This is a genomic window from Bradyrhizobium vignae (assembly GCF_900324035.1).
In the GTDB taxonomy this organism is placed as follows: domain Bacteria; phylum Pseudomonadota; class Alphaproteobacteria; order Rhizobiales; family Xanthobacteraceae; genus Bradyrhizobium; species Bradyrhizobium vignae.
In genome coordinates this window covers 6,661,628-6,686,669 of record NZ_LS398110.1, presented here as the reverse complement: position 1 = coordinate 6,686,669, position 25,042 = coordinate 6,661,628, and the positions used below count along the sequence as shown (strand labels likewise).

Here is a 25,042-nt window from a genome sequence, read left to right as displayed (position 1 = left end):
TCCGCAGAACGGGTTCTGCCGTCTTTGAGGACGGGTAAGCATTGGCGCAATCGCGCGATCGTAGCGGCACTCGTCTGGCTCGCCCTCATGCTTGCCGTCGTGCTCTTGGCTGATCGGATCACCCCTCATGATTATGCAACTCTCGACCTTCGTCATCGTCTTGCTCCACCTCTCGGATTCGGCGGAAGCCTCGCGCATCCTTTCGGTTCGGATGAGCTCGGCCGCGACGTGCTGGCGCGTCTCGTCATGTCGATCCGCGTCAGCCTTCTCATCGCCTTCGGAGCTACGCTGATCGGGGCCACTCTCGGGACCACACTTGGCGTGCTCGCCGCTCATTTTCGTGGCTATGTCGAACAGGTCATCCTCGCATGCGTCGATTTCCAGGCAAGCATGCCATTTCTCGTTCTGGCGCTCGCCGTTCTCGCGTTTTTCGGAAATTCTCTGTTCCTCTTCGTGGCGCTCGTCGGCCTGCACGGCTGGGAACGCTACGCCCGCATCACGCGCGCGCTCGCGATGAGCTCGAATGCGCAAGTCTATGTGATCGCGGTGCGCCAGCTTGGCGCTGGACCATGGCGCGTCTATTTGCGACATGTCCTGCCGAACATCGCCTCGACCCTGATTGTGACCATGACGCTCGCCTTTCCGGACATCATCCTGCTCGAAAGCGGTCTCAGCTTTCTGGGCCTTGGTGTGCAGCCGCCGCTTACGTCTCTCGGCAACATGGTCGGCTACGGTCGTGACTATCTGGCGCGAGCGCCCTGGATTCTTGTCCTTCCCTCGCTGGTCATTTCGCTCACGACATTATCGATGTCGCTCGCCGGCGATTGGCTGCGCGACCGGATCGACAAAACGTTGTCTTGAGGTCTGCGACCGTGCCAATCAGCTCGTGCCAAAGGGAGCGATCGTCCGCGTCAGTGCGATGAGGACACGGTCGCCTGTGATCCCATTCAGAGCTCCTCACGCTGGCTTACGCTGGACGGAAGCGGCCGGCCAGAGAAAGGGCTGGCGTTCTCGCCTCGGTACACGAACGAAGTCGATCGCGCGGCTGATGCTAGCCAACACCTGAGCGATGATTGGCTCTCTCTCCCGCTCCCTGCGGCTTTTCACTGCTATGAGCCCAGCAGGGAACTCAGCGCCGGTCCTCCAGCCAATTAAGGCATGGCGCAAACACGATCTTGTTCGAGCCGACCGATCGTTTCGCCGTGAGGGCGACGGGCGCCGCCAAGCTAGACGCGACTTTGACCGCAAAAATGCATCGTGGTGCAGCCGCCCGGCAAAAATCCCTGAACGGCGTTGCGTCACAAGAAAGATTTGAGAATGCGCCATCACGCCATGGCTAAACGCGATCGATAACACGGGCAAACGACGATGTGATGGATCATCTTGCTGCGGCGGCTTGTGATTGGTCCAACGGTGAGAGTTCGATCGCGGTTTGAATCCAGTCCATCATCAAATCGGAAAGATCCCATCGCATTATTTGATGTCTGTCACTGGATGTTTGCGCCCCGACATTACTGCCTCGCCCACACCAGTCTAACCCGGAGGATAGGGGCAATGATATTCTTGAAGATGACCGCGGAGTTGTTTCGAACGATCAAGAGAGTTTTACTAATATCAGCGGCAGGCTTGACCGCATCGGGTGCGGCAAAAGCTGCGGACCTTCCCGTCAAAGCCAAGCCGATCGAATATGTGAGGGCCTGCGTGCTGTATGGCGCCGGCTTCTATTACGTCCCTGGCACGGACACTTGCATCAAGTTGGGCGGTTATCTACGCGTCGACTTGATCGCGAACAGTAACAGCGATTTTGATCCGGCTGCCAATGGCGTGGCAGGGGCGCGGAACCGCTTGAGCAACTCCTACACTTGGCGCTCTCGTGAAAGCTTGGGTATCGATACGCGCACTGCAACCGAGTATGGCGTGGTCCGCACTTTCTTCCAAGCCGCGTTCAGCTGGACTTCGGGTGGCTATGCTGGTGCAGGTGCAGGCGATGCCGGCGGTGCAACGACCTATACGGCAGCTGTGGCCGGAGGACAGGGCACTGGCGCGATCGCACAAGGATCGCTCGGTGTCTATTCGGCGTTCATCCAGTTCGCTGGCTTTACCGTGGGTAAGGCCGTCTCTCAATTTTCCGCACCTTGGACCAATTATCCGGCGAACGAGTTTGATGATCTACCCGGCGGCGGCGGCTGGGTGACCGGCGTGAACCAGCTGACCTATACCGCTGATTTCGGCCAAGGAATTACGGCTACCTTTTCCGCTCAGGATCAAGTTGCCTATGGCACCACCAACATTTGGAACATAAGCGGGGCGACGGCCGCCGGTCTCGCCACAGGAGCGTATGGCGTCAATGACATCGGCGGTTCGCGGTCGCCCGATCTCATTGCGATGACTCGCGTGGATCAGAGCTGGGGTCTCTTCCAGGCCTCACTTGCTGCACATGATAACCATGCGGCTCATTATGGCATCGACGAGACGAGCGGCCATCCAGGCGACAAGTGGGGCTGGGCTGCTCAGTTGGCCTTGTCTCTCAAGAACATTCCGACTGGCGTCGGCGACACCATCAATTTGTCCGGCGCCTACACGGCTGGTGCGACCCGCTACAATTTCAACGACCTGATGGCGACGACTTACGCGATGTATGGCGGTAGCGGGGTGACGGGCGCCTATCAGAGCGTCGGCTTGGCCGGCCTATCCGACTCCGTGTTCGTTGCGGGCGCCGGCCAAGAGTTGACAACGACCTACGGATTCCATGGCGGTTACACGCATAACTGGGATCCACGCTGGAATACGGGTTTCTACGGCGGGTGGGCCGCCGTTCGGTATTCGAGAACCGCCAAAGGGTATATTTGCGGCGCTTTCGTCGCGAGCCTGTCGCTCTCGAGCGGCGTTTCCGCCTGCAATCCCGACTTCAACTATGGCGTTGTTGGCGTCGTCACGCGCTGGACGCCACTCAAGAACCTGACTTTTACCGTTGACTTGGCCTACACCATGCTTGACCAAAAATACGCGAGCGGGAGCACGGTTACGTTGCCAACCCAGTCGGCGATCGCCAAACCGGCTGCTGTCTACGAGCTGAAAGACCAGAGCACGCTGACCCTGCTCCTCCGAGCTCAGCGCAACTGGTGAGGGTCGAAGCCGGCGAAAGAAGACACTAAGCCGGCTCCATGAATCCAGGTCAACCTCCCAAGGAGGCCTCCGACGTGCCCGTCGGGGGCCTTTTTCGTTCTGGGTTCGACACGTCGATATTGAAGCTCATGGCCTCAACGACCTCTCGAGCGTGATACGCGGGCCGAATGAAGGATTGAACAGACAAGCCGGCAAAAGCTTCTTGTCAGGCATCGAAGGCGACGCAGTGATAATCGGCTGCACCTTGCGCCGATAGCCTATGCTCTCTAACGCCGAGTGGCCGTGCCGCACATCAAGGCGGCCAGCCTCGTTCAAGGCGAGGCGGCTCATCAACGTGCGAACGCATTTTCCTCATTGGTCTGCTCCAGTCGGCGCTGAGCCAGGGTATCTCCAGGCGAACGATCTCTCGAAGTCGTCGCTATCGACAAGCGCGGCCCTTCCGGGGATTAGCGCGAGAATACGGTGCACATCTAGAGTAGCTGACATCGTGTCGGCCTTCCGACGTTGTCGGAGCCGCGACAGGTCCGATTTCGAGCGAACCTCCTTCATCAAGCCCTCTCGCTTGGCACAAACCTTGAACAGGGAAGACGCGCGAGAAGGATCGCAGCCATGGCCGCATGACAATCATTCTTCAGTTCGCCGTATGGTCCAGTTGGCAAATCGAAGATGCCAGCCACTGCGTGCATATTCCTGGCGCTCACGGCTGTGTTGAAAAGATCGCAGCCGCTGGCAAACCCGGGTAGGTCCAAGCCGATTGCGCGATCAGCTTCTGTGACGCGTCGTGCACCAAGGCTGCGCGTCAGTTCGCATCACAAAGAGGCCTCCCGACTTCAGGCGGCACGAGATGTCTTGGGGGAAAACGCCGTCCCTCGTTTGGCTACACAAGCAGGGCAACTCGACTTCCATGTACAAGTTGATCAAAACAAAGCTGGTCTCGGCTTTTCGGCGCCATCTGACGAGAGGTGCGGCCGCCGATCAATTCATCAAAGAGCTCGCTGAAACAGCGAAACTCGCCTTACCCATGGTGCTGACGCAGGTCGGGCAGATCGCGATGATGACGACTGATATCGCTTTCATCGGACGCATCAGCGCTGAGGCGCTGGCCGCAGCGGCGCTTGCGAGCCGGTTCTATTTCATCAGCATCACGCTCGGCGCGGGCCTGATGTCAGCCATAGCGCCTTTGGCGGCGCAGGCATTTGGGGCCGATCATCCGGGTATGGTGCGGCGCGCGCTGCGCATGGGCCTATGGATTGCGCTGATCCTTTCCGTTCCGATCATGGCGAGCGCGCTGCAAGGTGAGCGAATACTGCTTGCTCTTGGTCAGGACCCGGGCGTGGCGCGGCTCGCCCAGCTGTATCTATCCGGATTGGCGTGGGGCGCAGCGCCCGCGCTGTGGTTTCTGGCCATCCGCGGTTTCATGGGCTCGGTCAACCGGCCGCAGCCGGTCTTCTGGATTACGATGGCGGCCATCCCGCTCAACGCACTGCTGGTTTATACGCTCACCTACGGAAATTTCGGACTGCCCCGGCTCGGGATATTCGGGGCAGGTCTTTCGACCGCGCTGGTGAACTGCGGCACGTTTCTGGCAAGTGCCTATTTCGCTACAAAGCGTCAGCCGTTTCGTGACTACCACGTTTTTGCGCATCTGTGGCGCTTCGATTGGCCCGTCCTGCGGCAGCTGATCGCGATCGGAGCCCCGATCTCAATCGCCTCCTCGATCGAGACGGGGCTATTCTGGGCCGCATCGCTTCTGGCAGGCGTGATCAGCACGAACGCGCTCGCCGCTCATCAGATCGCGGTTCAGGTCGCCGCGATCCTGTACATGATCTATTTCGGCGTCGGTATGGCAGCGGCGGTGCGCGTTGGCCATGCGGTCGGTCGCAACGACCGTGCCACCATCAATCGGGCAAATCTGGCGGCGATGCTGCTCGGTATCGCCATCGCCGCGACGCTGACGCTTGCGGTGATCGCCGCCCGTTTCGAGATCGCCGCGCTGTTTCTCATTGGATCGGCCGATGATGCCAATGCGACGATCAGCCTTACCGCAAGGCTCCTCCTGGTCGGCGCAACCCTCTTTGTCGCCGATGCCGCGCAGTGCGTTGCGACAGGGGGGCTGCGCGGACTAAAGGACACGCGAATGCCACTTCTGTTCGCCGCCATAGCTTGGTGGCTGATCGGTCTTCCGCTTAGCTACCTGCTTGGTTTGAAGATCGGTCTTGGCGCCGTTGGCATCTGGATTGGCTTGTCGAGCGGGACGACCGTCTATGCGGCGTTGCTGGTCCTGCGGTTTCAGTACCTGACAACGCGCGCTTACTGTCACGGTTGAGCGGCTGGCGAACTTTACCACTGCATGGAAATCGCCGCGCAGCGGGCCGTCAACGACGTGCACGTTCCAGGAGATCCGTGCCCGACGCAAACAACGCAAATTTCGATCGATGAATCAAAAAATACGATGATCAAATTGGTTAACCTGTTTAAGGGCGAGTAACGTCGCGGCACGCTTTATTCATAGTTCCCGAGCTTTCAGCCTCGTCTTCCTGCTTTGAAGTGCATGCCATGGGGCTTAAGCGGCTCGCGGCACGACCAGGCCACGGTGCGATCATGCTTAGCCAGGGCCAACCGGATTTCGATCGATGTGCGAACCTTGGAATCTGCGCACTTCACGACGGGCTCACCAGATGCAGCTGAATGTCGTAGTCGACCAGGCGTCGATCAGGCCTGCCAGCATTGCGCGATGAGAGTTGCTCGCGCTCACCGCGATCCCGGTCGTTTTGTAGCCGGCCCATGTGGTTCGCCGGTGCAGGGACAAGGCCTCGATCTGGCGCAAAACCCCGACCACTCTCCGCTATATCCCAGCTAGCAAGGCTTGCATCATGTCCGAGCGCTCGGCCCGAAATCGGGTTCTCATCGTGCTGTTTGATGGGCTTCGGCCCGATCTCGTCAATTCATCACTGACACCGAATCTTGTGAGGCTTCAGCGCCGGGGCGCGATGCTTGCGCGGCAGCGCACGGTCTATCCCAGCGAGACACGAATCGCGCTGACAAGCCTCGTAACCGGAACGACGCCAGAACGACACGGCATCGTCGGGAACGAGTATTTCGACCGACTATCCCCGACGCCACGGCATGTCGATTCGAGTGAAGCGCACACGATCGAGGATATTGATGAGGCGAGCGGTGGCCATTTGCTCGGCGTGCCGTCGCTCGGCGAGATTCTTCAGGCGAGCGGCAGGACGTTGTCAGTTCTCGCGTCGAACTCGGCCGGTGCAACCCGCCTGCTGAACCATAAGGCGCGAAAGCTTGGCCAAGTGACGCTCTCGGGCCACTTCCCTCGGGTCGCGACCTCGACCGAGATGCTCGAGCGGGTCGAGGCCCTGCTCGGACCCACGCCTGCGCCGCCCCCGTCGGGCATACCGGATCTGCCCGCTCAAGCCTTTCTAACCTCCGCTTTCCTGGACGTGATCTGGCCCCAAATTCGGCCTGACGTCGCGATCCTCTCCTTCGGCGAGCCAGATGTTTCGTCGCACGATCACGGTGTCGGCGCGCCGAAGACGCTGGAGGCGATTGGCTTTGTCGACCGGCAGTTCGGTCGAGTGCTGGATTGGTGGGAGAGCGAAGGCGAATCCGAAGGGGTGCATCTGATCGCCATGTCCGATCATGGCCACGTGACGGTGCACGCGCGGGCTGATCTCATCGAGACACTCGAGGCGGCCGGGCTGCGCTGCGGCCCGGCAACCGCGCCAGGAATCGACGCTCTCGTTATACCAGGCCAGGTCGGAGCAATTTACCTGGCCGAGCCTTCAGACCCTCTCATCCGCCAGGTCGTAGCAGCGATGATCAGGCGGCCCTGGTGTGGACCGATTTTCACAGCCGGCCGCGGCGAGGTCGACGGCATCGCACCAGGTAGCTTCGCCCGCCGGCTTGTCTTCGCCGATCATGCTCGTTCGGCGGACATCCTGTTTTCGTTCCGGGCCGACGACGGTCTAGATGCATTTGGTCTTTGTGGCCGCAGCTGGAGCGCAAGCTGGCCGATTGGCGTCGGCGTTCATGGCGGATTGCATGCCAACGAGATGTCGTCGCTTGGCATCTTGGCAGGACCGCTGATCAAGGACGGCTTCGCCTCGCAAATCCCCTCGAGTATTTGCGACCTCGCGCCGACCGTGCTCGGCCTGCTTGGCATCTCTCCGCCATCTTCCATGACCGGTCGCACCCTTGCCGAGGTTTTTAGCGAGGTCGGAAATCAGGTGCCTGGAATGACCGAGGTGGTGCACGAAACACGCGATGGCGCATACCGGCAGCGCCTCCGTCGCGTGCGGGTCGGTGCGGCCGTGTATCTCGATGCTTGCGATGTTCTATGACGAGCTGCCTTCCACATGAGCATAAGCTTGCGCTTCGACCCTTATAACGGATCAAGGATTGAGCGAGGTATTCGGTCTGCGGTCCTCACGGCTCTTGTCTGGTCGGACGTGGGTTACCGTTAGCCGGTCTTGATTCCAGACGGCGACGATCAGAAGAGCTAAGGACATCTCGCGAATGACGAACGTGCGTTTCGGCGCCTTTCGCGCTCGGGCTGGACCACAGCTGTCCACGGTGCCACTTCCAACCTGGGCAAGAGCATCGCAAGCTTGCGCGCATGGTTCCTGGCACTCCTTCAGCAGATCCGGGGCGATCTACGGGCGCCCCCCGGTCCTTGCTCTCCCCTGAGCGCTGCTCCAACTCCGCCGAATGGAGGCCGTTTTTACCGCGTTCCCTTGCAGATTCCTTTTAGCGCTGCGACCAAGAGCTGATTGTCTTCGGCAGTACGGCTTGCAATACGCAAGAACCTTTTGCCATTTTGAAGGGTTTTGCCGCCGTTGTGCCGGATCAATATGCGTCTGTCCTTCAGAAGTTTCGAGGCGATCACATCCCCGTCCGGCCAACGAGAGGGCAGTTCGCAGAAGACGAAATTTGCGTAGGGCTTGAGAACTCTCATCCCGTCGATGCCGAGCAAATCTTTGTATAGTCTCTCCCGATCGCTGCGCACCCTCGCCCAAGACTCATTTGCTTCGTGCGTGAGGTGCGGAAGCTTGCTCAGAAAGAACTCGGCACACGTATTGACGTTCCAAGGTGGGAGAGCCGCTCTAATTTGATTGATCAGTTCGCTATTCGCCGATGCCGCGTATCCGATTCGCAAACCGCAGGTTCCGTAAATCTTGCCCAGGCTTTTCAGAATGATCACGTTGGGAAATTCGAAGAGGTGATTTTCAAGACTCGCGCTGCGTCCCGCCTCGCTGAATTCGATGAATGACTCGTCGAGTAGCAGGAGTTGTTGTCGATCTCGGAGCTCCGAAGCCAGACACAGCAGATCCTCGCATCGAACCATTCGCGAGGTCGGATTGTTCGGCGATATCACCACCACACCGCTCACTCTATTCGCTCGCGCGAAAGCCGCGTAATGGTGCACGTCGAGTTCGAAATCGGGCGGCGGAAGAATAAAACGGTACAAGCGTCCCGGCAGGGCAATCGTTTCATAGGGATTGAAGGATGGGACCGGGACCGCGATCTTCATGCCCATTCGACCGAGGAGGATGGGGAGCAGCTCAGCCACGCCATTGCAAACGGCGAGATTGTTCGCCGGGATTTTCACGACCTCGGCAACGAGCTCGACCATCTGCGCGTGAGGGGAGGGATAGCAGGCAATCAGCCTCGGTAAAGCGTCTTTAAGTTCGTCAAGGAACGACCTCGGCGGAAAGTAGGGATTGACCAGAAGGACGAAGTCTTTGATGTCATGCTTCCAATAGCCGCCTGGGAAGCGATTGACGAGCTCAGAGTCGTCGAAGGACTTTGGATTCACGTTGAGCTGGGCGGTGCTTGTCATGGGACCCGTCGTTGTCAATAGATAAGCGGTTCATTACGCGCCAGCCCGATCGTGAGGCATCGACTATCCGGCGCCTGCTCCTGCCGGGAATAAGCACCTGCTCCGGAAGGTGCCGCTGGCCGCTGAGTCGGTGGTCTGCCTGCTCACCGCTCGCGGCTATTCGAAGGAACGACTGGCTAAAGCTGCCGAGGATGCGACGGCGAAGACGCTGATCGTCGCGTACGCCGCCGCATTCGGTGATGGGACGCGAATGGATGCCACATGAGCGACAGCCAGAAGCAAGAAACAGGTGTTGACGACGCCGGAAAATGCTTCCGCGGGAATGAGAGGCTGGACAAGGAATAAGAGCGCCAGTAGCGGTACATCGTAAGACAAGGGGAGCCCCAGGAAGCGCCCATCGGACGACCTGCCGAAATTGGCAAAGTAGCTCAGCCTGACTGCCCCCGCTACCAGTAACGCTGTTGCGGTCGTAAAAGCAAGAATCGAGAGGTGGCTGAGTTGTATCACGATGACCGCGGGCAAAACGGCCCCGTAGATAATGTCTGCGAACCCGTCGAGACTCTTTCCCATCTTCGCAACGTCCGGGTCGCGATCTTTCGTGCGACCTGCAACGACCCCGTCCAGGTGATCCGACAGAACGGCCCAGAGCGCTGCGGCTACCGAAAGCTCGAAGCGCCCGGAAATAGCGAGAAACAAACTCGCGGAAGAAAAAAGAAGACCGGCGGTCGTGATGACGTTCGCTGGATCCCAAAGATATTTGAGCATCGGACTTTCACCTTCTGCCGGGCAAGCCTCGGCCTTTCGCTCTTCCGAAAATACGCTCTGCAACCTGCAGATCGTCGGTCGTGTCAATCTCATACCACCTGAGTCCATCGCATCGCACCGCCGCAAGCTGCAGCCCCCGCCGTTCGACAAGATAAGAAAGAAGCTCCTCTGTGTAGGCCTGGGTCACTCCGGACCCGATGATCTCGTCCAAAGCCGGAACGATCGTCGCCTTGAGGGTCGGCCCAGAGAGTCGAAACAGATTCATCGCTTTGAAAAGGCTTGGCCCATTCCCGACCAAGTTTTCGCCGCTTTGCTTCATTCGGAACTCGGAGATGAAGCCGCAATCCGACAACAGAACCGCCGACCCTTCCATCGAGAAGTCGAAGGGAGCGATTGCAGCCACGTCGGGCGCTTGGCTGATCATCAGATAGCGCAGCGCATCCTCCTCGAAGAAGACGTCGCCCTCCAGGAGAAAGCAGTCTCCGGAGAGCAGCGCGTCGCGCGCCAGCCAAACGGAGTAGGCGCTGCCGGTGCGGTCAAAGACTGGCGATACGACATAATCGATCTCGATCGCACCGAAGCGTCGACCGCACGCGTATTGAATAGCGTCCTTGCGATAACCGACGACGATCGTCACCTCTTTGACCCCGACAGCCTCCAGGTTGCGCAGGGCATTGTGGATGATTGACGTGCCGTTGACCTCGACCAGCGGCTTCGGCCGCAAATCCGTCAGCGGTCGCAGGCGAGAGCCGACACCGGCGGCGAGAATGATGGCCTTCGCCGGAGTGCTACTCGCCGTTTGAGGTCGTTTATCGTCGCTAGACATCGCGTCTTGGTTCCAAGGAGTCGAGAAGTTCGACAAGCCTCGCGTCTTTCGATCGCTCGAGGCCCTGGCTAGGGGCTAGACGCCGGGGAGCTCTCGAGTTCTTCGTTTGTCGTGGAATCGCGTTAAGAGGCGCGGCCCGCGAAATCCGATCATGACGCGCACACAAGAGCGCGTCTGCGTCTATCGAACAGGTCGCGCAAGGCTGATGAGTGAGGTTGGCACATCAATGTGAAGCTAATGGTCGAGGTCGTCGCGTTGCAGATATCGGGCTTCCGCAGTCGCGAGTTCGTTGTACTCGAGTAGGTCGAACAGCTCGTCGAGCGGCGCGATATTGGGTTCGATGCTTGCAGTGGTCTCCTCGGCGAAGATGCGACCGCAGACTTGTCGCATTGCGGATGCTGCAGCTCGCAGGGAGTGGTTGGCCCAGATCACCGTGGAAATGCGGTCTTTGCGATAGGCAGAGATAGGCGTTCGATAATACTTCGTTGGAACGATCACCACCGGCAGCCTGTTCTGCCAGGCGCACGCGAACGCATGAATCTCGTCCGCGGCGCTCCGTCGCGAGTGAATGAGGATCGCGTCCGCTCCCGCATCGGCGTAAGCGTGAGCGCGCGAAATTGCTTCGTCCATTCCGTGCCCGGCGATCAACGCCTCGATGCGGGCCACCAGAACGAGGTCATTGGCAACCGTATCCTTCACGGCGCGCAAGCGGCCGGCGAATTCGCGGGTGTCGGCGAGGGGATGTCGATCGCCAACGAACGAGTTCATCTTCGGAAAGCAGCTGTCTTCCAGCGCTAATCCGGCCGCGCCGCGCTGACGGAGCTTGCGCGCGAGCAGGCGAGCGTTATTGAAGTTGCCGAAGCCGCCGTCCCCGTCGACCAGGACCGGCAGCTGGCTCGAATCCACGATCCGCTCGACGCTACCGACTAGTTGGCTCCAGGATGCTTCGTTGGCGTCGCGGTAACCCAGAGAGGAAGCTATCGACAGACCCGATGCCCAGAGGCCCTTGAAACCTGCACGCTCGGCGATCGCGGCGGAGAGGCCATCATGCGCTTCCATCAGGAAGGAAAGTTCGCTGTTGCAGCAGACCTCCGCGCGCATCAGTTCGACGTGTGAGGAACCGATAGATTGAATGGAGGCCTTGGCAAGGACATTTGGTGACGGGTCTTGCATGCCGATTCCTTGTGCGTCTGACCGGCCGACGTTCATCAGGGAATGGTGACATGTCGCTGTCATCTCGATCAATCACGCGAGCTGGCAGTTGACTCGGAGCTCAAATTGCTGGGGCTCGCTGTCAATGCGGTAACTCTGACCAAGCCTGGCGATCATCAGATCGATCGTTTCCGGTCGGGCGCCTTGCAATTTCTCCCTGCGGTGTACGGCTTGCGAGAGCGCCAGGGGACGGTTTGTCGCCCCCCCCGACCATCGGATTGTCAAGCGGTCCAAACGAGGGCGGAGCCAAGCGCCCATTTGAGTGGATTGGCGAGGCCTAGTTCGCCAGCGTGTGCTCTAAACGCAGCAGCGACAGCTTGATCGTCGGCTGCGGCCTCCTGCCGCCGCAGTTCCCGCATCCTGGAGCACCGCCCAAATGATTGGGCGGATCTGAGGGCCGAGAGTCTCTGATGTGTCGGCCGCGCGACGTGCTGTCGGAGCCCTGACACCCGATCAAGCAGAGCTGTTAAGAAACAAGCCATCCCGATTGGCACAGACCTTGATTGAGGCTGTCCGGGAACAGCGCCGGTGCAGGGAGCGGAAGCGGTGGCTTACAAGATCATCGGTCCGCAATGTCTTGTCCCGTGCGGGCACGAATTGGACCACCCCAAGGACGCGACGCATGGCAACTGGGGAGCCCGTGTGGCTTTGTCGGCGTGATCGATTACTGGATTATGGTTCGCGCCGACATCGCGGCGAGGTCGCGCCGCGGCGCTACGCGTGTGCCTGGCCCTGCACCTGCCGGCGCTCATATACGAGATGGCGCCGAATTCAAGCGCCTCGAAGCCGAGGTTCGTCGGGTAGAGCGTGACTGCCCGTCAGGGGGTGATTGGGGCAAAATCAGTACGCGATCGCTGGATATTCTGTCGAGCCAGTCAAAGGACATTCTGGTCGCCTGCTGGGCAACCTATGGTTTGTTCAGGGTCGAGGGATATGTAGGTCTTGCCGTCGGCTTTGCCCTTTTGCAGGAGATGGTGGACGCACATTGGGAGGGGCTATTTCCGGCAATCAAGCAGGAGCATGCCCGGATCGGAGCGCTCGATTGGCTCGTTGCTCGCCTCGCGCCGGCGGTGGCCGAAGCTGCGCCCACTGAAGCCGACGCTGCGGCAGTGGTCGTTGCCTATGATGCGCTTTATGATCTCGTTCGCCAGCTCAGCGGGAAGCTGGTCGACAAGCAGCTCACTTTGGAGGTTTTGCTCCGGACACTGCAACCGTACTACGAACAAGCAACGTGCTCGCTGGTGACCGCGACCGAGCATGCGACTGAAGCGGTCCTAGCTGCTGAGCGGGCGCGAAGCACATTGGCGGATCCCACATCAACCGGCTGAGGGTGCGTACCCAGCAGCACCGAATTTGGCCCGATCGGCTTGCGCCGACGGCGATTGCGCTATCTTTTTGGACCTCTTGTCCCTTGTTGGTCGAACACGGGCGAGTCTCGAGCGCAATCTGGGCCCTCCACGGTTGATCGAGGCTGATGACCAAAGACATCGGCGTCCCATCATCCCATTGTCCTGTGGGGTCTCACTTCGTTGTATTGGACCTTTTTGCAGGCGTCACGACATCCGTGGGCGTCCTACAGGGCCAGTGCGTCAGGGCTATCGTGGCCTGCTGCGCCGGGCACCTAAAACAAGGTTTGATGGTATCTGAAGCGCGCGCGTCCGTTCAATCGCAAAATTAGATTGTTCCATCGGGTAAGTGCATCAAACATTGATTAGGAGAACACGCACAACCAGAAATTGTCGCAAATCTTGGTTCTCTACGGTGCATTCAAACATGCGGGGAAGTTGTGCGATGTCGGGTGCAGAGTGGAGATCAAAGAGCGCATATGACAATGTCAGGAAAGCAGAGCCGGCCGACATAGCCTGGGAGTGGCTGCGCCGCGATCGCGAGTATCAAAAAGCCTTCAGAGGCCTGCAAGGCAGCAAACGGTCGGGTGCGACAGATCCATTCCGACGGAAGTGGGGGCTGACGTTTCGCAGCTGATCCGAACGAGGGGTTCGACAAACAGGCGGTTTTCTGGTCGCCTGAAGCGCTGCCGACGGTGCTGACCGTTTGCATGGCCAACGGGCCGACTGCATCGAATCCGTACGAGCTTGATTTCGCCGACCTGCCAGGCAGCGAGCTTCGTCAAGCGCCGGATGGATGGCATGCCATCGTGCCGCTCGGAGGAGCGAAGCACCGGCTTTGGCTGAGAGAATTGCCGCCGCGCGGATCAATGGCTGTTGTCGACTTGCCGCTCGACCGGAATTTCGACCTCCGCTTGCAGGCTGCACATCGATTTTGGCTGGCGCTCGAACGGCGTCCCGTCGGACGGCCGCCTCTTGCTCCGTCGATCGGGGCCCAGCACCGGCACATCCTCGCTTTGCGTGCGACAGATGGGTGGCTGGAAGGCAACAGCTATCGCATTATCGCTCAGGGTCTCTTTGGTAAGTCACGCATACCCGATCGAGGCTGGAAGACGCACGATCTGCGCAGCCGGACCATTCGTCTGGTTCGCCAGGGACTGAGACTTATTCGCGGCGGCTACCGTGACCTACTGCGCCACAAGGACAAAAGCAGTGACGACACGACCTGAACTTGCGCCATTGACGAGCCGCATGTCGTGCTCCCAAGCAAGCGGTCCGCTGGCATGCGATTATGTCTCCTCGTGAAACTTCTATGCGAATACCGCGACGGAGCGCCTCGATCCAAGTAAACTCTTGCACTGCCATCTGGAGATCGCGATGCACGCAGCTTTGAGGCTGAACATGAGCTGGCTGCTGACAACGAGCCGTCTTTGTCGTGATGGCGCTCGTCACACGAGGCGAAGTACGGGCGCATTGCTGTCCCGGACTCAGAGGATCGAAACTGCGGACCGTCTGACCTAATTGTTCCGATCGGCGCGCACTAGATGTCGACTTTGCAACCAGTTCTGCTGGCGTCGACGCTCTGGACGAGCTGGGTCCACGAAGCTTCATTGGCATCGCGGATAGCCGAGCGAACTGGCAATCGACAGGCCAGAGGCTCAGAGCCCGTTGAATCCTGAGCGTTGGGCGATTGCAGCGGACGGGCCATCGTGCGCTTCCATCAGAAACGACAGCTCATCATTCGAGCAGACCTGGGCGCGAAGCATTTCGACAGGCGACGGCTGTGCGCATCAACGACCTGCAATAGGCCGAACGGCTTGTGGTTGATACTGCATGCCTAGATCCTGCAAGCCGATTCTCGATTGGCACCAACGTCACCGTTCATGTCTTTTTGGGGGAATGCCGACCAATGACCAGCATTGGTAGTTTTTTGAGGCGCGCAGATTTGCATAATTGCTTAGGAGTGGCGCCGAACGCGAAGCTTTCGCTATCAGTTGATTGGGGTCGCTAGAGGCTGCAAAGAAGGGCCTTGCTTGCAAATGGATGACCTGGGTTCGCGAGCCTGGTCCTGCAGCTCCCAGGAGAATTCTCCCGCTTCTTGGCGGGGAGGAGTGCTTAGTGGAAGGGTGATATCCGGCTCATTAGAGTTGGACGCAATATCGACAGCCACGATTGTCGTAATGCTGATGTCGTGTTTACGACACATGTCGCAAGCCCATCAACAGGGCTGCAGTGGGATGGCGGCCTCGCGCGAATGTCGCGGCAATCGCCGAAGAATGTGTCCTGTCTCGCCGGTGTTTGCCGGCGCCACTGAGTGGCATCGCATTTGCTGACGCCTCTCCTGTTCTGTCGAGTCCAGGAGAAAATCATGGCGGATGTGCAAGAGGTTGTGCTGTCGGAACGTGAAAGAGAGTGTTTGCGATGGATCGAGCAGGGGAAGTCATCATGGGAAATCGGTGTCATCCTGAACGTGAGCGAGAACACCGTCAACTTCCATGTCAAGAATGCGATGCGAAAGTTGGAAACGACCAGCCGGACGCAGTCCGTCGTCAAGGCGCGGCGCTTGGGTCTTATTTAAAGTAACGGCCGCGGTTGCGTTGCCGCTCATGTAGAGCTAGCGAATGTAAGCGGTAACTGTGGGTTGCTCCGGCGGAATGCGAGGCGGATTACGCGTCGCAGCTGTAGAGCTATAGACGCTGTTACTACTAACAGGACCTGCTTCTATTTCGTCCGCCGATCGTCATGGGCCGCCGTGGACCACTAGGCGAGGCGCGCTCGCGCCATTCAAATGGTGCCGATCAGGACGGTGACCTCGCCCCAGCGCCCAGCGCCGAGGCCCATTGCGCCTCGCCAGCTATGAGGGCGACGCTCTGCTTGCACTCATCAGCTCGATGAAGCCAAGCGTCGTCTTGCCTTGATCCGGCATCTCGTTGCCTCATCCGCCACGATTGCCTTGAAGTCCGGGTTGGATGCAGCAATCCGACCATTTTGCCCGACTGTCAGCTTCCGGAAAGCTGAACCTGCCATCGTCCCTAATGGAGATAGGTCGGGGCTGATCTGCGACTGCATCGCACGCAAACATCGTCATAGGGAGTTACGAGATGGTTCGGATCCATGACGCGCTCGACACCGCAACGTTGGATTCCAGCAGCACATCAGGCGCGAGCCAGCAAGATGAAACCTTAGGCCAAGCGGCCTTTGACCTGCACCTGCACGACATGCCGTTGCAGCAGGAGCAGCAAGGAGGTGCAGGTCCTTCCGATGCTTTTGTTTCGGCCGACGCAGAGGACCGCTTCGATACGGTCAACCAGAAGCCCGAAATGAAGCTGGTTGTCATTTCAAACCGCGTTGCGCCGTTCGACCCCAATAAACCCCAGACCGGCGGGCTTGCGGCGGGCCTCGAGCCGGTCGTGGAACGTTCCGGTGCGGTCTGGATGGGCTCCTCGGACAACCGGGGCGACGGGAGCGAGCAGCCGCTGCCGCTCGTGAAGTCCGGTGCAGGCGATGTGGCGATGCTCGATCTGCCGGAAGCCGACTATTCCGGCTACTATACAAGGTTTTCGAATTCGACGCTATGGCCGGCATTGCATTCTCTGCCCGACCAGATGGCCGGCTCCACAGTCGACGATGACAGCTCGGGCTCCGATTATGACAGCTCGGGCTCCGACTATGACAGCTATCGAAAGATCAACGAGTTTATGGCGCGTGCGGCATTCGACTTGCGGGATAGGGACGCGTTCTGGGTGCATGATTATCATTTGCTTCCGCTCGGGGGCAATCTGCATAGCCTCGGCATCGAGCGGCCGACCGGCTTTTTCCTGCATACGCCATGGCCGGCGCCCGACATGATAAAGCGCGTGCCCAACTATCGCGAACTGATGAAGTCGATGCTGGAGTACGATCTGCTCTGTTTTCAGACGAACCGGGACTTGAACAATTTCCTGGCCTGCCTGCGCACCTATTTAGGCTGGAGAGCAAGGATGGTGTCGTGACCACGCAGCGTGGCGAGACGCGACTTCAAAAATTCCCAATCGGTATCGATCCCAAGCAGTTCGCAGAGTATCTTGCGGCAGAGCTCTCGCCCGCCGAGCAAGAAAAAGTCTCGTCGCTATTGCAAAACTTCGAGGGCGCCAAGTGTGCGATCGGCGTAGACCGGCTCGACTACACGAAAGGTATCGACAAGCGGGTCGAAGCATTCAACCATCTTTTAGCGGCCGAGCCGGGCAGCATCTCGCTATTGCAGATCGCGCCGCCCTCACGCGCCGACGTCAACCAGTATCGGAAGTACAAGGAGAAAGTGGAGAATGCAATCAACCACGTCAATGCCGAGTACGGCACAGACGACTGGAAGCCAATCCACTACACGAATGACTCGTTCAGCCAGGCTGCGCTGGCGCGTCTTTACCGCGCGGCACATGTCGGTGTGGTCACGCCGCTGCGGGACGGGATGAATCTGGTAGCGAAAGAATATGTTGCTGCACAGGACCCGGAGAATCCTGGCGTTCTGATCTTATCGAAGTTTGCAGGTGCGGCTGAAGACTTCAACGACGACTAGGCGCTGCTGGTGGATCCAAACCACCCCGAAGAGATCGCAGACGCTATTAAGAAAGCAGCCAACATGCCGCTTGAGGAGCGTGTCAAGCGCTGGCGATCGATGATGGACAAGATTGAATCCTACACGATCCACGACTGGTCGGCGGACTACCTCCGGGAGCTGGACAAAAGCCGCGTCACGATTCCGGCTGATCACATCCTCCTTCCCGGTTTCGGCTGGAGCAACGAGGCTCAAATGCCCCTGTACCAGAACTATAACAAGGCCGTCACCGCCTATAACGAGATCGACCCAGCGGATGCCGCTTTGAGGGAGGCTACCTATGCAGACGTGAAGTCAGCCTTTGAGGCTTTAGCGGCCCCACTGAACCATACACAGGACAGACTCTGGGATCTGCCGGCGGCGACAGCTTCACGCGATGGTCGTCGCGGACAAGAGCTCGGTGCCCGCGAGGACTGACCGGCCGAAAAGCATAGCACGGCGGATGACAGGCTTCTGTAGCAGGACAGAGGAGCAATCCAGGTCTTTGGCGCTGACGCGGTTCTTGCGGGCGGCGCAGGCCCGCATGAAATCAAGACATCATGCGAGTGGTCCATGACCAGAACAGGGCGATACAGTCAACTCATGCTCCATCTGCAAACGACGCTGATGCGAGTGGTGGCGGCGACAGCCGGCGGGCTGCTGCCCGTTGATCGCTCCGCCCCGGAAAGCGGCGCTTGCTCTGGGGCCGCAACAGCAACGTTACGGAATAGTTCGCAGTGAGGGTTGCATCAGCCTTGGACGGCCCGGATGATCCGGCAGCAGCGAGCATTCTCGATCGAAATCTAGCCCTTGGTCTCTTTTGTGTAATCGGGCGTCGTCGATGAGACCACGGCTCGTGCGTCGGTCCAAACCGGGTAAATCAGGATCGTTTAAGCTGGACCGTAGCTCCTCAATTGCTGCTGATGCCCAGCTTCATTTCGCCATTTTGTGCCCAGAAGAACCTGATCTGGTGCTTGTACCTGTTGGTGATTGTTGGCTCAATCTCAAGACGTGTTGCAACGTAGGCCGTTCCGGGGCACTTTTACTCTCCTCGTCTCGAGCGCAATCCTCTCGGCAACCAGTTAACGACCCGAGTTATCGGCGTGACTTCGTGTGTGTTTTCGTAAGGAAAAGCTCCTCCAACTCGACAATGCTTACAGCCGACGGGTCGGAGATCGCCATGCATACCATCCTTAGCATGATGTCGATCTGGCTGCTGATCAATGCGCCTGGTGTTTGTCTTGATGATGCCCGTCGACAAGTCCGCCCGGTGACGCCGACCAGGAGGACCTCAGATGCGGAGGTAAGCAGCATCGCTGCGTCCCGGTCTTGCCACTGAAAATCGAATGCTGGTGCTGTCTCGCAGGCCGTCCGCCGACACGCTGTGATGTCCGCTTGGCAACCAATGGCGGCAACCGAACATGGTCGTGCAGCCCCGAACGGCTGAAACTTGCGACTCTTTAGCCGGCACGCAGCTTGCAGCGAACGGTCCCGTGACATAGCGCAATCCGCGCTAAGTCATGCGCTTGCGCGCTTTCCGCCGCTTCTGCGTGACGCGCCAGGGCCCGCGAGCGTGGTCGCTCGACCTCAGCCGGAGCAAATTTATGAGGACGTCACTCTCTCTTCGCCACGCTGATTTCGATTGCCTGCTTCATCTCCACGGCGCTTTCACAGGAGCGAACCGATGCGGCACTGATTGATGATCCATTCCGTTGGCTCGAGGAGCGAAGGGCCAGCCGCAGTGGCTTGGGTTCGCGCCGAAACGAGAAGACGCACGGGGTGCTTCAGTCAGATCCTCGCTATCGTCATTTCTACGAACAGGCGCTCGCCATCCTGCAGAAGGATCGGATCGCAGATATTCCATTGGAAGGGCGCGGTTTGGAGCATTTCTGGCAAGACGAAAACCAGGTGCGCGGCGTCTGGCGGCGCACCACGCGTGAGAGCGATCGTAGCCAAGTCCCAAATTGGGAAGCCATCCTCGACGTGGACGCCTTAGCCGCCGCCGAGAACAGAAATTGGGTCTTTCGAGGCGCCAGCTGCCTTCCGCCTGAAGAGCGCCTCTGCCTAATTAGTCTTTCCGACGGCGTCAAGGATGCCGTTTCCATACGAGAGTTCGATCGCACCGCGAAGACCTTCGTTGCGGACGGCTTTTATCTCCCAGAGGACAAGCAGGACGTCAGCTGGGGCGATGGTGACACACTCCTTGTTGCACGGGGCTGGGGCGAGGGGACTTTGACGCAAGCCGGCTACCCCTTTGTGGTGAAGGAGCTCAAACGCGCTCAGTCGCTCAGTGAGGCTCGCGAGATCTTTCGTGGCGAGCCCACCGACAGTGAGACGCAGCCCCTCGTGCTTCGTGACAGCGAGGGTCATATTCATGCGACCGGCGCGGTCCGCGCAATCGGCTCTTTCGAGACCGAATATGTGGTCTTCCGCGAGGCGGCTTTGTTCCGAGTAAAGTTCGATCAACAGGCTGATCGAAGCAGACAAAATCGAGACCATTGGTTATCTCAACGTCTTCACGTTGCTTCGCTGAATTCATCGAAGCCAAGGCGAAAGGCTGATGAGCCGCCGGCGGCGCGACGAAGTTCGTCAGATGCGCAAGTTACCGGTTTGAACAAGGCTCCGCCGTTGTCGAGCGGGTTTGCCGGCTCCCCAAATACAACAGGACGAGCGGATAACTTGCCAAATGCGCTTCCTTGAGGATTGTCTCGGCGGACCCTGTTCGTTCGACCGGGCTCGACGTGCGGTTGACATCCGAAGACGAACGCCAAAGCGCAGCCATGCGAGCGTCTTCGTGCTTGAGAAAACATGCCAGGTATCTTCATGCAGGCGTGCTCGGATTGATAATCCCGCTCCAGGCTGCGCAAACGAGTTCACGGCCGACCTGTTGTTCAACGTCGATGAAAGCCACCCGCCGGCTCTGGATGAGAGCGGAATGTTCGAGGCTCCACAGCTCTTCTGTAAGCCGGTGGCCGCGATGAGTGAAGCGAAGGTCAAAACGTCATCTGGGCTCAAGCCCTGAGGCAAAACTGTCGTCGACGTCAGGGTTTTGGTCGCTTGGACGATGCGGCCGCAGCTAGACCTGGCGATAAGAAAACGAGGACGCGAGCAGCGCAGCGACGCTGGGCATCTCTTGCTGACCGTCTTGATGGCCGGGAGACTCTTCGCTAGATCACAATGGTTCACTATGGAGATGCCGCCGTGGCGATGGGTATTGTAAAGTGGTTCAACTCGACCAAAGGTTATGGCTTCATCAGGCCTGAGGACGGAAGTCCCGATGTCTTCGTGCACATCAGTGCCGTCGAAAAGGCCGGTTACACCACCCTCGAAGAGGGGGCCCGGGTAAGTTATCAGCTCAAGGCCGGGCGTTCGGGTAAAATGTCAGCCGAGGATCTGAGGGTTGGCTGATCTGACTCGCCTCCGGATCACGGCGGGGCTAACAATGCACGGCTCGTGCTCCCCTGTCCAGGCGTGACGCACGTAGCTCATGAAGGTGCTCGCACAACCGAGTTCGTCCGTTATGGACCATACTGGCCGGCTGGGCTGCGGCTGCAGGTCTATATCCGCTACACCGATGCCATAGGCCTTCGAGGGTTGGTGTAAACAAAAGCGCGTTGGCTTTATGCCTGCGACGGCCGTTCTCCGTGGATGCCATAGTTGGACGTTGAGTCCTTCAGCAGGAGGAACGCGGCGGTGCGGGCAAGCAGATCCTTCGGCACGTGGCTGACCACGGCGCCCGCTCCTTCCAGTCCTGCGCGATGAACTCGTTCAGCGCAGAAGTCCTGAAAACCAGCAGACAAAATTCCGGCGTGCCGGGAAGGTTGTTGCGGACGCAATGCCGGGCCCGGCTTCTGCCCCGCGCCTGCGAACTGGATATCGGTATCGACAGCATCTACATACGAGACTCCGCGGCAGGCAGTTTCAGCTCGCGGCCAAGCGCCATTCGTACAAGAACCAGATCCGGCGCGCGTAGAGGCCGGTCGGCTTCTGCCGCGCGAGCTCTATGATGTCTCCTTCGGTGACGGCGAGGAAGAGCCGCTTCAGAACCGCGAGATCGAGGCCCTCCGTACTTGAAGGCAAAGGTCAGGTGTCTCTCAAGCGAGGCTTCAGGCGCATGGCGCGGGCCGGCCGCCCTGTTCGATGAGGCGGTGCTTCGTGCCGATCGCCGAAAAGGTCCGGGGAAGCGGGACGGGCAGCTTGTAGGCGTGGATCAGGGCGGCGTAGCCCACCGGAACGGCGGTTGGGGGCGCCGGCGGTCGTGAAAAACATTCACTTGTCCTGAAAATTGTGCGCTCATGCAAAATTTCCTGAAAAATATATCTGACGCGTGAATTGCAGATCCCCCACAAATCAAGCTTCCATCCTAGCTCATGAAAGATAATCTCAAAACACAATTCTCGTGAAAATCGTTATCGGTCGCGCGTGCCTCCTGCGCATGGGACGGCCTCGACGTTGGTCCCCGTGAAAGTGAAGATCCTCAATTCACTGGCGCCGTTCGCAAGTCTACGCGCCAGATTGGCTGCTCCATCGGTGCGACGGAGAAAATGGGGCGATCGCCGGAGGGACAAGACTGACTGGGCCCGTGTCGACGTGTTCACCGACGCGGAGACCGAGGCTACGATCGAGATCCATCCCGATTGGCGGGACTTTAAGGATATCGATTAGTCCGATGCGGTGCTGGTGATACCTCGCCGCATCATTCGAGCAAATCGCGACGCTGTCCGACATCAGCACGCGGGCTGGCGGGAGCAGTAGGGCGACTACGAAACATGGTCTGGAACAGTCGGTATCGTCTGTCGTATGGCACTAGCGGGGAGACGCGCAGCTCGCACGTTCGCGGTTGGTTCGGCCTTGGAAACTTCCTTCCAAAAATGGGTAAAGCTTCCGCGAACGATACCGATCCTAGTTGGGCAAAACACCGATAACGAAATAGGACCTATCGTTGATGGCCAGTGAAATGCCAAGCGTCAGCGCCTTTTGATGCAGTGAGCCTACGGTTCGATTCTTTTGCTTGGCGATCTTTATAAGGAGCGTCTTCGCGTTCGAATAGGCGCGCAGTTATTTAACGTTCGCTATGGTGTATGCGCGGCGGACAAGCTTCTTGGTTTTCTTTGCCATTGGGAATCCCGGCTCGTTATTGAGCGGCGCTTCTAGCGTACGACGAGATTATCAATGTTGGATACCTCGCAACTGCCTGTGAGGAGCTTTTCGAGCCAGCCGGTGAGCACGGCGAACGGTGGCTGCGTCCTCTCTGAAGGACGCAGCAGGTGTGGCGATGTGCGTGTAGGCTTGGATTTGATCAATCAGGCTTGGCAACTCTCCACGTAGGAGAAACCCTTAACCGTGGTCGGCCACCCAATTGGCGCGGGCGAGGCGGCTCTCATAGGCCTGGGCGCTCGCTGACGCTCACTTACGGGACTAATGTGCAGCACGGACTCGGCAATCTCCCGCCAATCGGCTCGCTCAGGCATTCACGTCCAAGAGCCGCCAGTAGATGATGAAACGTTCATAATCATAGGGCGTCAGAATGGAGTCTTCAGGAGCGGTGTCGGCGACAGATAGGTCCAGGGTCGGCTGTTGCATACTCACTCGAAGCTTTGGGATAGGATAGTTTCACCCGCATCACCGAAGGCGGCGAACTGCAGGGCGAGTTTGATCCCCCGCGCCATCTCATCGTCCAGGTAGTCGAGGTCGCGGGCCTCGTCGGCCACCCTTACGAGAATTGCGGCGATCAGTTCCGGTTCCGGCGGCAGCGGGATGTATTCCTTCGCACCGGCATGGATCGCCGCGACCGCTGCACCGACGTCGTTGGTAATGCCGCAAGCAACAATCGGCACGTGAATGTGCTCGGCTTCCAGCCGCATGACGAGGTCGCGGATGTCGAGCCCGACATCGACCAAGAGCAGGTCGCGGTCCTTGCCGCCACGCAATACTCGCATCGCCAATTCATGATCCTCGGCGTGGGTGACGGTCGCCCCATTGTCCATGGCGATCTTGGTGGCCGTCGTGAGCTGGCCCTTCAACTTGCCGACAACGAGAAGCCGCATGCTATTGTCCTATACGTCTGTTCGCGTCGTCCACGACGCGAGTCCTTCCGTGAAAAGTAACAACATGCCTTGCGTCGTCATGGTGACGCCGAGCTTGTCTTTCACCAGCACCACCGCCGCCACCAGGCGGTGATTCCTCAATCAATCTACGTATGGTTGCTGAGTAGGCGTCGCCGGTCAAGCTCAAATTGAGCACCCGCCGTGACCCGGCTGCCGGATCACCCGCCAAGTGCATTCACGAACTCCTGCCTTGGAATTGGCCCCCTCAACTCGCTCACGCGGCGTGAGCACCCATCAGCTCGCCGGCCGAAGATAACCAGGGTAAGCGCTGCTCCAGCAATCTCGGCGGAATTGCCAACTGGCGACTAGGCGGTTGAATCTTTGCCAGCAGCGAGACGCTCGGCTTGTTCTAGTACTGCAGCTTGTGTCTTTAACCGATGTCACTCTCTTCAGTGTCAGGCAACCAACCGGGCAGGAACCACCAGCCTCCTGGTCTTCCGTAACTGCCAGCGCTTCGGACCGATCCGATGCCGTTAGCGATGTACCAGCCAGAATCGATCCCATCCTGTTGCCATGCGATTTCCGACATCGTCTGTGTCCGTCCTCGATAGAATGTACGCTCCGGCCTAGGTCGCCTTGCGCCGAGTTCTGGCGATTTCATATAGGCCGAGGGTAGGAGCTCTTCGAGTGGCACCCTGAGGATGTCCGGCGTCATATGCTTGCGGATCGATCCTGCTAACCAGCGCCGCCATCGGATGCGTACGGATAGGCAAAGGTCGCCCCAGCTCCGGAGCAGTTAAAGGCTAGGCTCCTGGTGACTACCGATCGCGACGCGCCCGGCGGCGTCCCTGATCGCGCCATAGATTTGATAAAGATCTGCCGCCGTGACGCAATAAGGCGGCATCACGTAGATCGTATTGCCGAGCGGGCGCAGCAGCAGATTTCGGCTCGTAAAGAACCTCTGAAGCTTCGGACCGATATCCGCCAGATAGCCCGCATCCCTCGCTTTCAGGTCGAGCGCTGTGATGGTGCCGGTCCGGCGGACGTTTGCAAAGCGCAGATCAGTGCGAAATGGTTCTATTGTCTGCTCTTGCATCGTAGCGACCGACGTCACGCGTAAGCGAGACGCCCACAATATGCGGATGGCAATGTCCGTGGGTCACGACCCATCAGGATGAAATTGCATCTATGATACGGCGGCCATCCGCGGTGTGGAGATACGCACCACCAGCACGCACGACCTTTATCTTTTGGTCCTGGAGTGCGTGCTGTGTGAACGGATGCCAGATC

15 protein-coding genes and 3 pseudogenes are annotated in these 25,042 nt (G+C 59.0%); 11 read left to right on the top strand and 7 right to left on the bottom strand.

The genetic code is table 11. The annotated features are described in order from the left end of the window. Nucleotides 1-15: 15 nt before the first annotated feature. From BRAD3257_RS32345 to BRAD3257_RS32330, 4 genes are all read left to right on the top strand, one after another. Entirely contained in the window at nucleotides 16-861 is an 846-nt protein-coding gene (locus BRAD3257_RS32345) for an ABC transporter permease (protein WP_244608044.1), read from the top strand. Nucleotides 862-1,554: 693 nt separating this feature from the next. Next, nucleotides 1,555-3,126, top strand: coding sequence for a porin (locus tag BRAD3257_RS32340; RefSeq protein ID WP_244607782.1), 1,572 nt, complete (start codon nucleotides 1,555-1,557; stop codon nucleotides 3,124-3,126). 904 nt (nucleotides 3,127-4,030) lie between these two features. Further along, complete coding sequence (locus BRAD3257_RS32335) at nucleotides 4,031-5,452, top strand: MATE family efflux transporter (RefSeq protein ID WP_122405240.1); 1,422 nt, start codon at nucleotides 4,031-4,033, stop codon at nucleotides 5,450-5,452. Between the two features lie 547 nt (nucleotides 5,453-5,999). Next, nucleotides 6,000-7,484 carry an alkaline phosphatase family protein gene (locus BRAD3257_RS32330; protein ID WP_122405239.1) on the top strand — a complete coding sequence of 495 codons (1,485 nt, stop codon included), beginning with the start codon at nucleotides 6,000-6,002 and terminating at the stop codon, nucleotides 7,482-7,484. Nucleotides 7,485-7,864: 380 nt separating this feature from the next. On the opposite strand, the gene BRAD3257_RS32325 is transcribed toward BRAD3257_RS32330, so the two are convergent. The 4 genes from BRAD3257_RS32325 to aepX all read right to left on the bottom strand — a co-directional run bounded on the left by BRAD3257_RS32325 (nucleotide 7,865) and on the right by aepX (nucleotide 11,675). After that, nucleotides 7,865-8,983, bottom strand: a complete 1,119-nt coding sequence (locus tag BRAD3257_RS32325; protein ID WP_122405238.1) for a pyridoxal phosphate-dependent aminotransferase — start codon at nucleotides 8,981-8,983, stop codon at nucleotides 7,865-7,867. A 156-nt stretch (nucleotides 8,984-9,139) separates the two neighbouring features. After that, complete coding sequence (locus tag BRAD3257_RS32320; RefSeq protein WP_122405237.1) at nucleotides 9,140-9,748, bottom strand: CDP-alcohol phosphatidyltransferase family protein; 609 nt, start codon at nucleotides 9,746-9,748, stop codon at nucleotides 9,140-9,142. 7 nt (nucleotides 9,749-9,755) lie between these two features. Further along, a complete protein-coding gene (locus BRAD3257_RS32315) occupies nucleotides 9,756-10,574 on the bottom strand; it encodes a phosphocholine cytidylyltransferase family protein (protein ID WP_122406877.1) in 819 nt (272 codons plus the stop codon). Nucleotides 10,575-10,808: 234 nt separating this feature from the next. Next, the gene (aepX, locus tag BRAD3257_RS32310) at nucleotides 10,809-11,675 is read right to left on the bottom strand and encodes a phosphoenolpyruvate mutase (protein ID WP_174221645.1); all 867 of its coding nucleotides are present in this window, start codon (nucleotides 11,673-11,675) and stop codon (nucleotides 10,809-10,811) included. A gap of 767 nt (nucleotides 11,676-12,442) precedes the next feature. Between aepX and BRAD3257_RS32300 the strand changes: the two genes are divergently transcribed. The 7 genes and pseudogenes from BRAD3257_RS32300 (at nucleotide 12,443) to BRAD3257_RS32270 (ending at nucleotide 21,113) form a co-directional block, all read left to right on the top strand. After that, nucleotides 12,443-13,114 carry a type VI secretion system ImpA family N-terminal domain-containing protein gene (locus BRAD3257_RS32300; protein ID WP_160118891.1) on the top strand — a complete coding sequence of 224 codons (672 nt, stop codon included), beginning with the start codon at nucleotides 12,443-12,445 and terminating at the stop codon, nucleotides 13,112-13,114. Between the two features lie 445 nt (nucleotides 13,115-13,559). Then, nucleotides 13,560-13,769 (top strand): transcriptional regulator domain-containing protein, encoded by a 210-nt coding sequence (locus BRAD3257_RS42365; RefSeq protein WP_430648839.1) that lies wholly within the window; start codon nucleotides 13,560-13,562, stop codon nucleotides 13,767-13,769. A gap of 73 nt (nucleotides 13,770-13,842) precedes the next feature. After that, nucleotides 13,843-14,361, top strand: coding sequence for a DUF2285 domain-containing protein (locus BRAD3257_RS32295; RefSeq protein ID WP_174221605.1), 519 nt, complete (start codon nucleotides 13,843-13,845; stop codon nucleotides 14,359-14,361). 1,139 nt (nucleotides 14,362-15,500) lie between these two features. Next, complete coding sequence (locus tag BRAD3257_RS32285) at nucleotides 15,501-15,710, top strand: response regulator transcription factor (protein ID WP_122406875.1); 210 nt, start codon at nucleotides 15,501-15,503, stop codon at nucleotides 15,708-15,710. Between the two features lie 523 nt (nucleotides 15,711-16,233). Next, nucleotides 16,234-18,143: pseudogene (locus BRAD3257_RS42065) on the top strand (alpha,alpha-trehalose-phosphate synthase (UDP-forming)). A gap of 1,194 nt (nucleotides 18,144-19,337) precedes the next feature. Next, a complete protein-coding gene (locus tag BRAD3257_RS32275) occupies nucleotides 19,338-20,405 on the top strand; it encodes a prolyl oligopeptidase family protein (protein WP_122405233.1) in 1,068 nt (355 codons plus the stop codon). Between the two features lie 501 nt (nucleotides 20,406-20,906). Then, on the top strand, nucleotides 20,907-21,113 hold the full coding sequence (locus BRAD3257_RS32270; RefSeq protein ID WP_122406874.1) for a cold-shock protein: 207 nt from the start codon (nucleotides 20,907-20,909) through the stop codon (nucleotides 21,111-21,113). 513 nt (nucleotides 21,114-21,626) lie between these two features. On the opposite strand, the gene BRAD3257_RS40560 is transcribed toward BRAD3257_RS32270, so the two are convergent. From BRAD3257_RS40560 to BRAD3257_RS32235, 3 genes and pseudogenes are all read right to left on the bottom strand, one after another. Further along, a complete protein-coding gene (locus BRAD3257_RS40560) occupies nucleotides 21,627-21,785 on the bottom strand; it encodes a hypothetical protein (protein WP_181956128.1) in 159 nt (52 codons plus the stop codon). 1,514 nt (nucleotides 21,786-23,299) lie between these two features. Continuing rightward, nucleotides 23,300-23,752 (bottom strand): annotated as a pseudogene (locus tag BRAD3257_RS32245) (sigma-54-dependent Fis family transcriptional regulator); the annotation flags it as partial. Between the two features lie 796 nt (nucleotides 23,753-24,548). Then, nucleotides 24,549-24,875: pseudogene (locus tag BRAD3257_RS32235) on the bottom strand (hypothetical protein); the annotation flags it as partial. Between the last annotated feature and the right edge of the window lie 167 nt (nucleotides 24,876-25,042).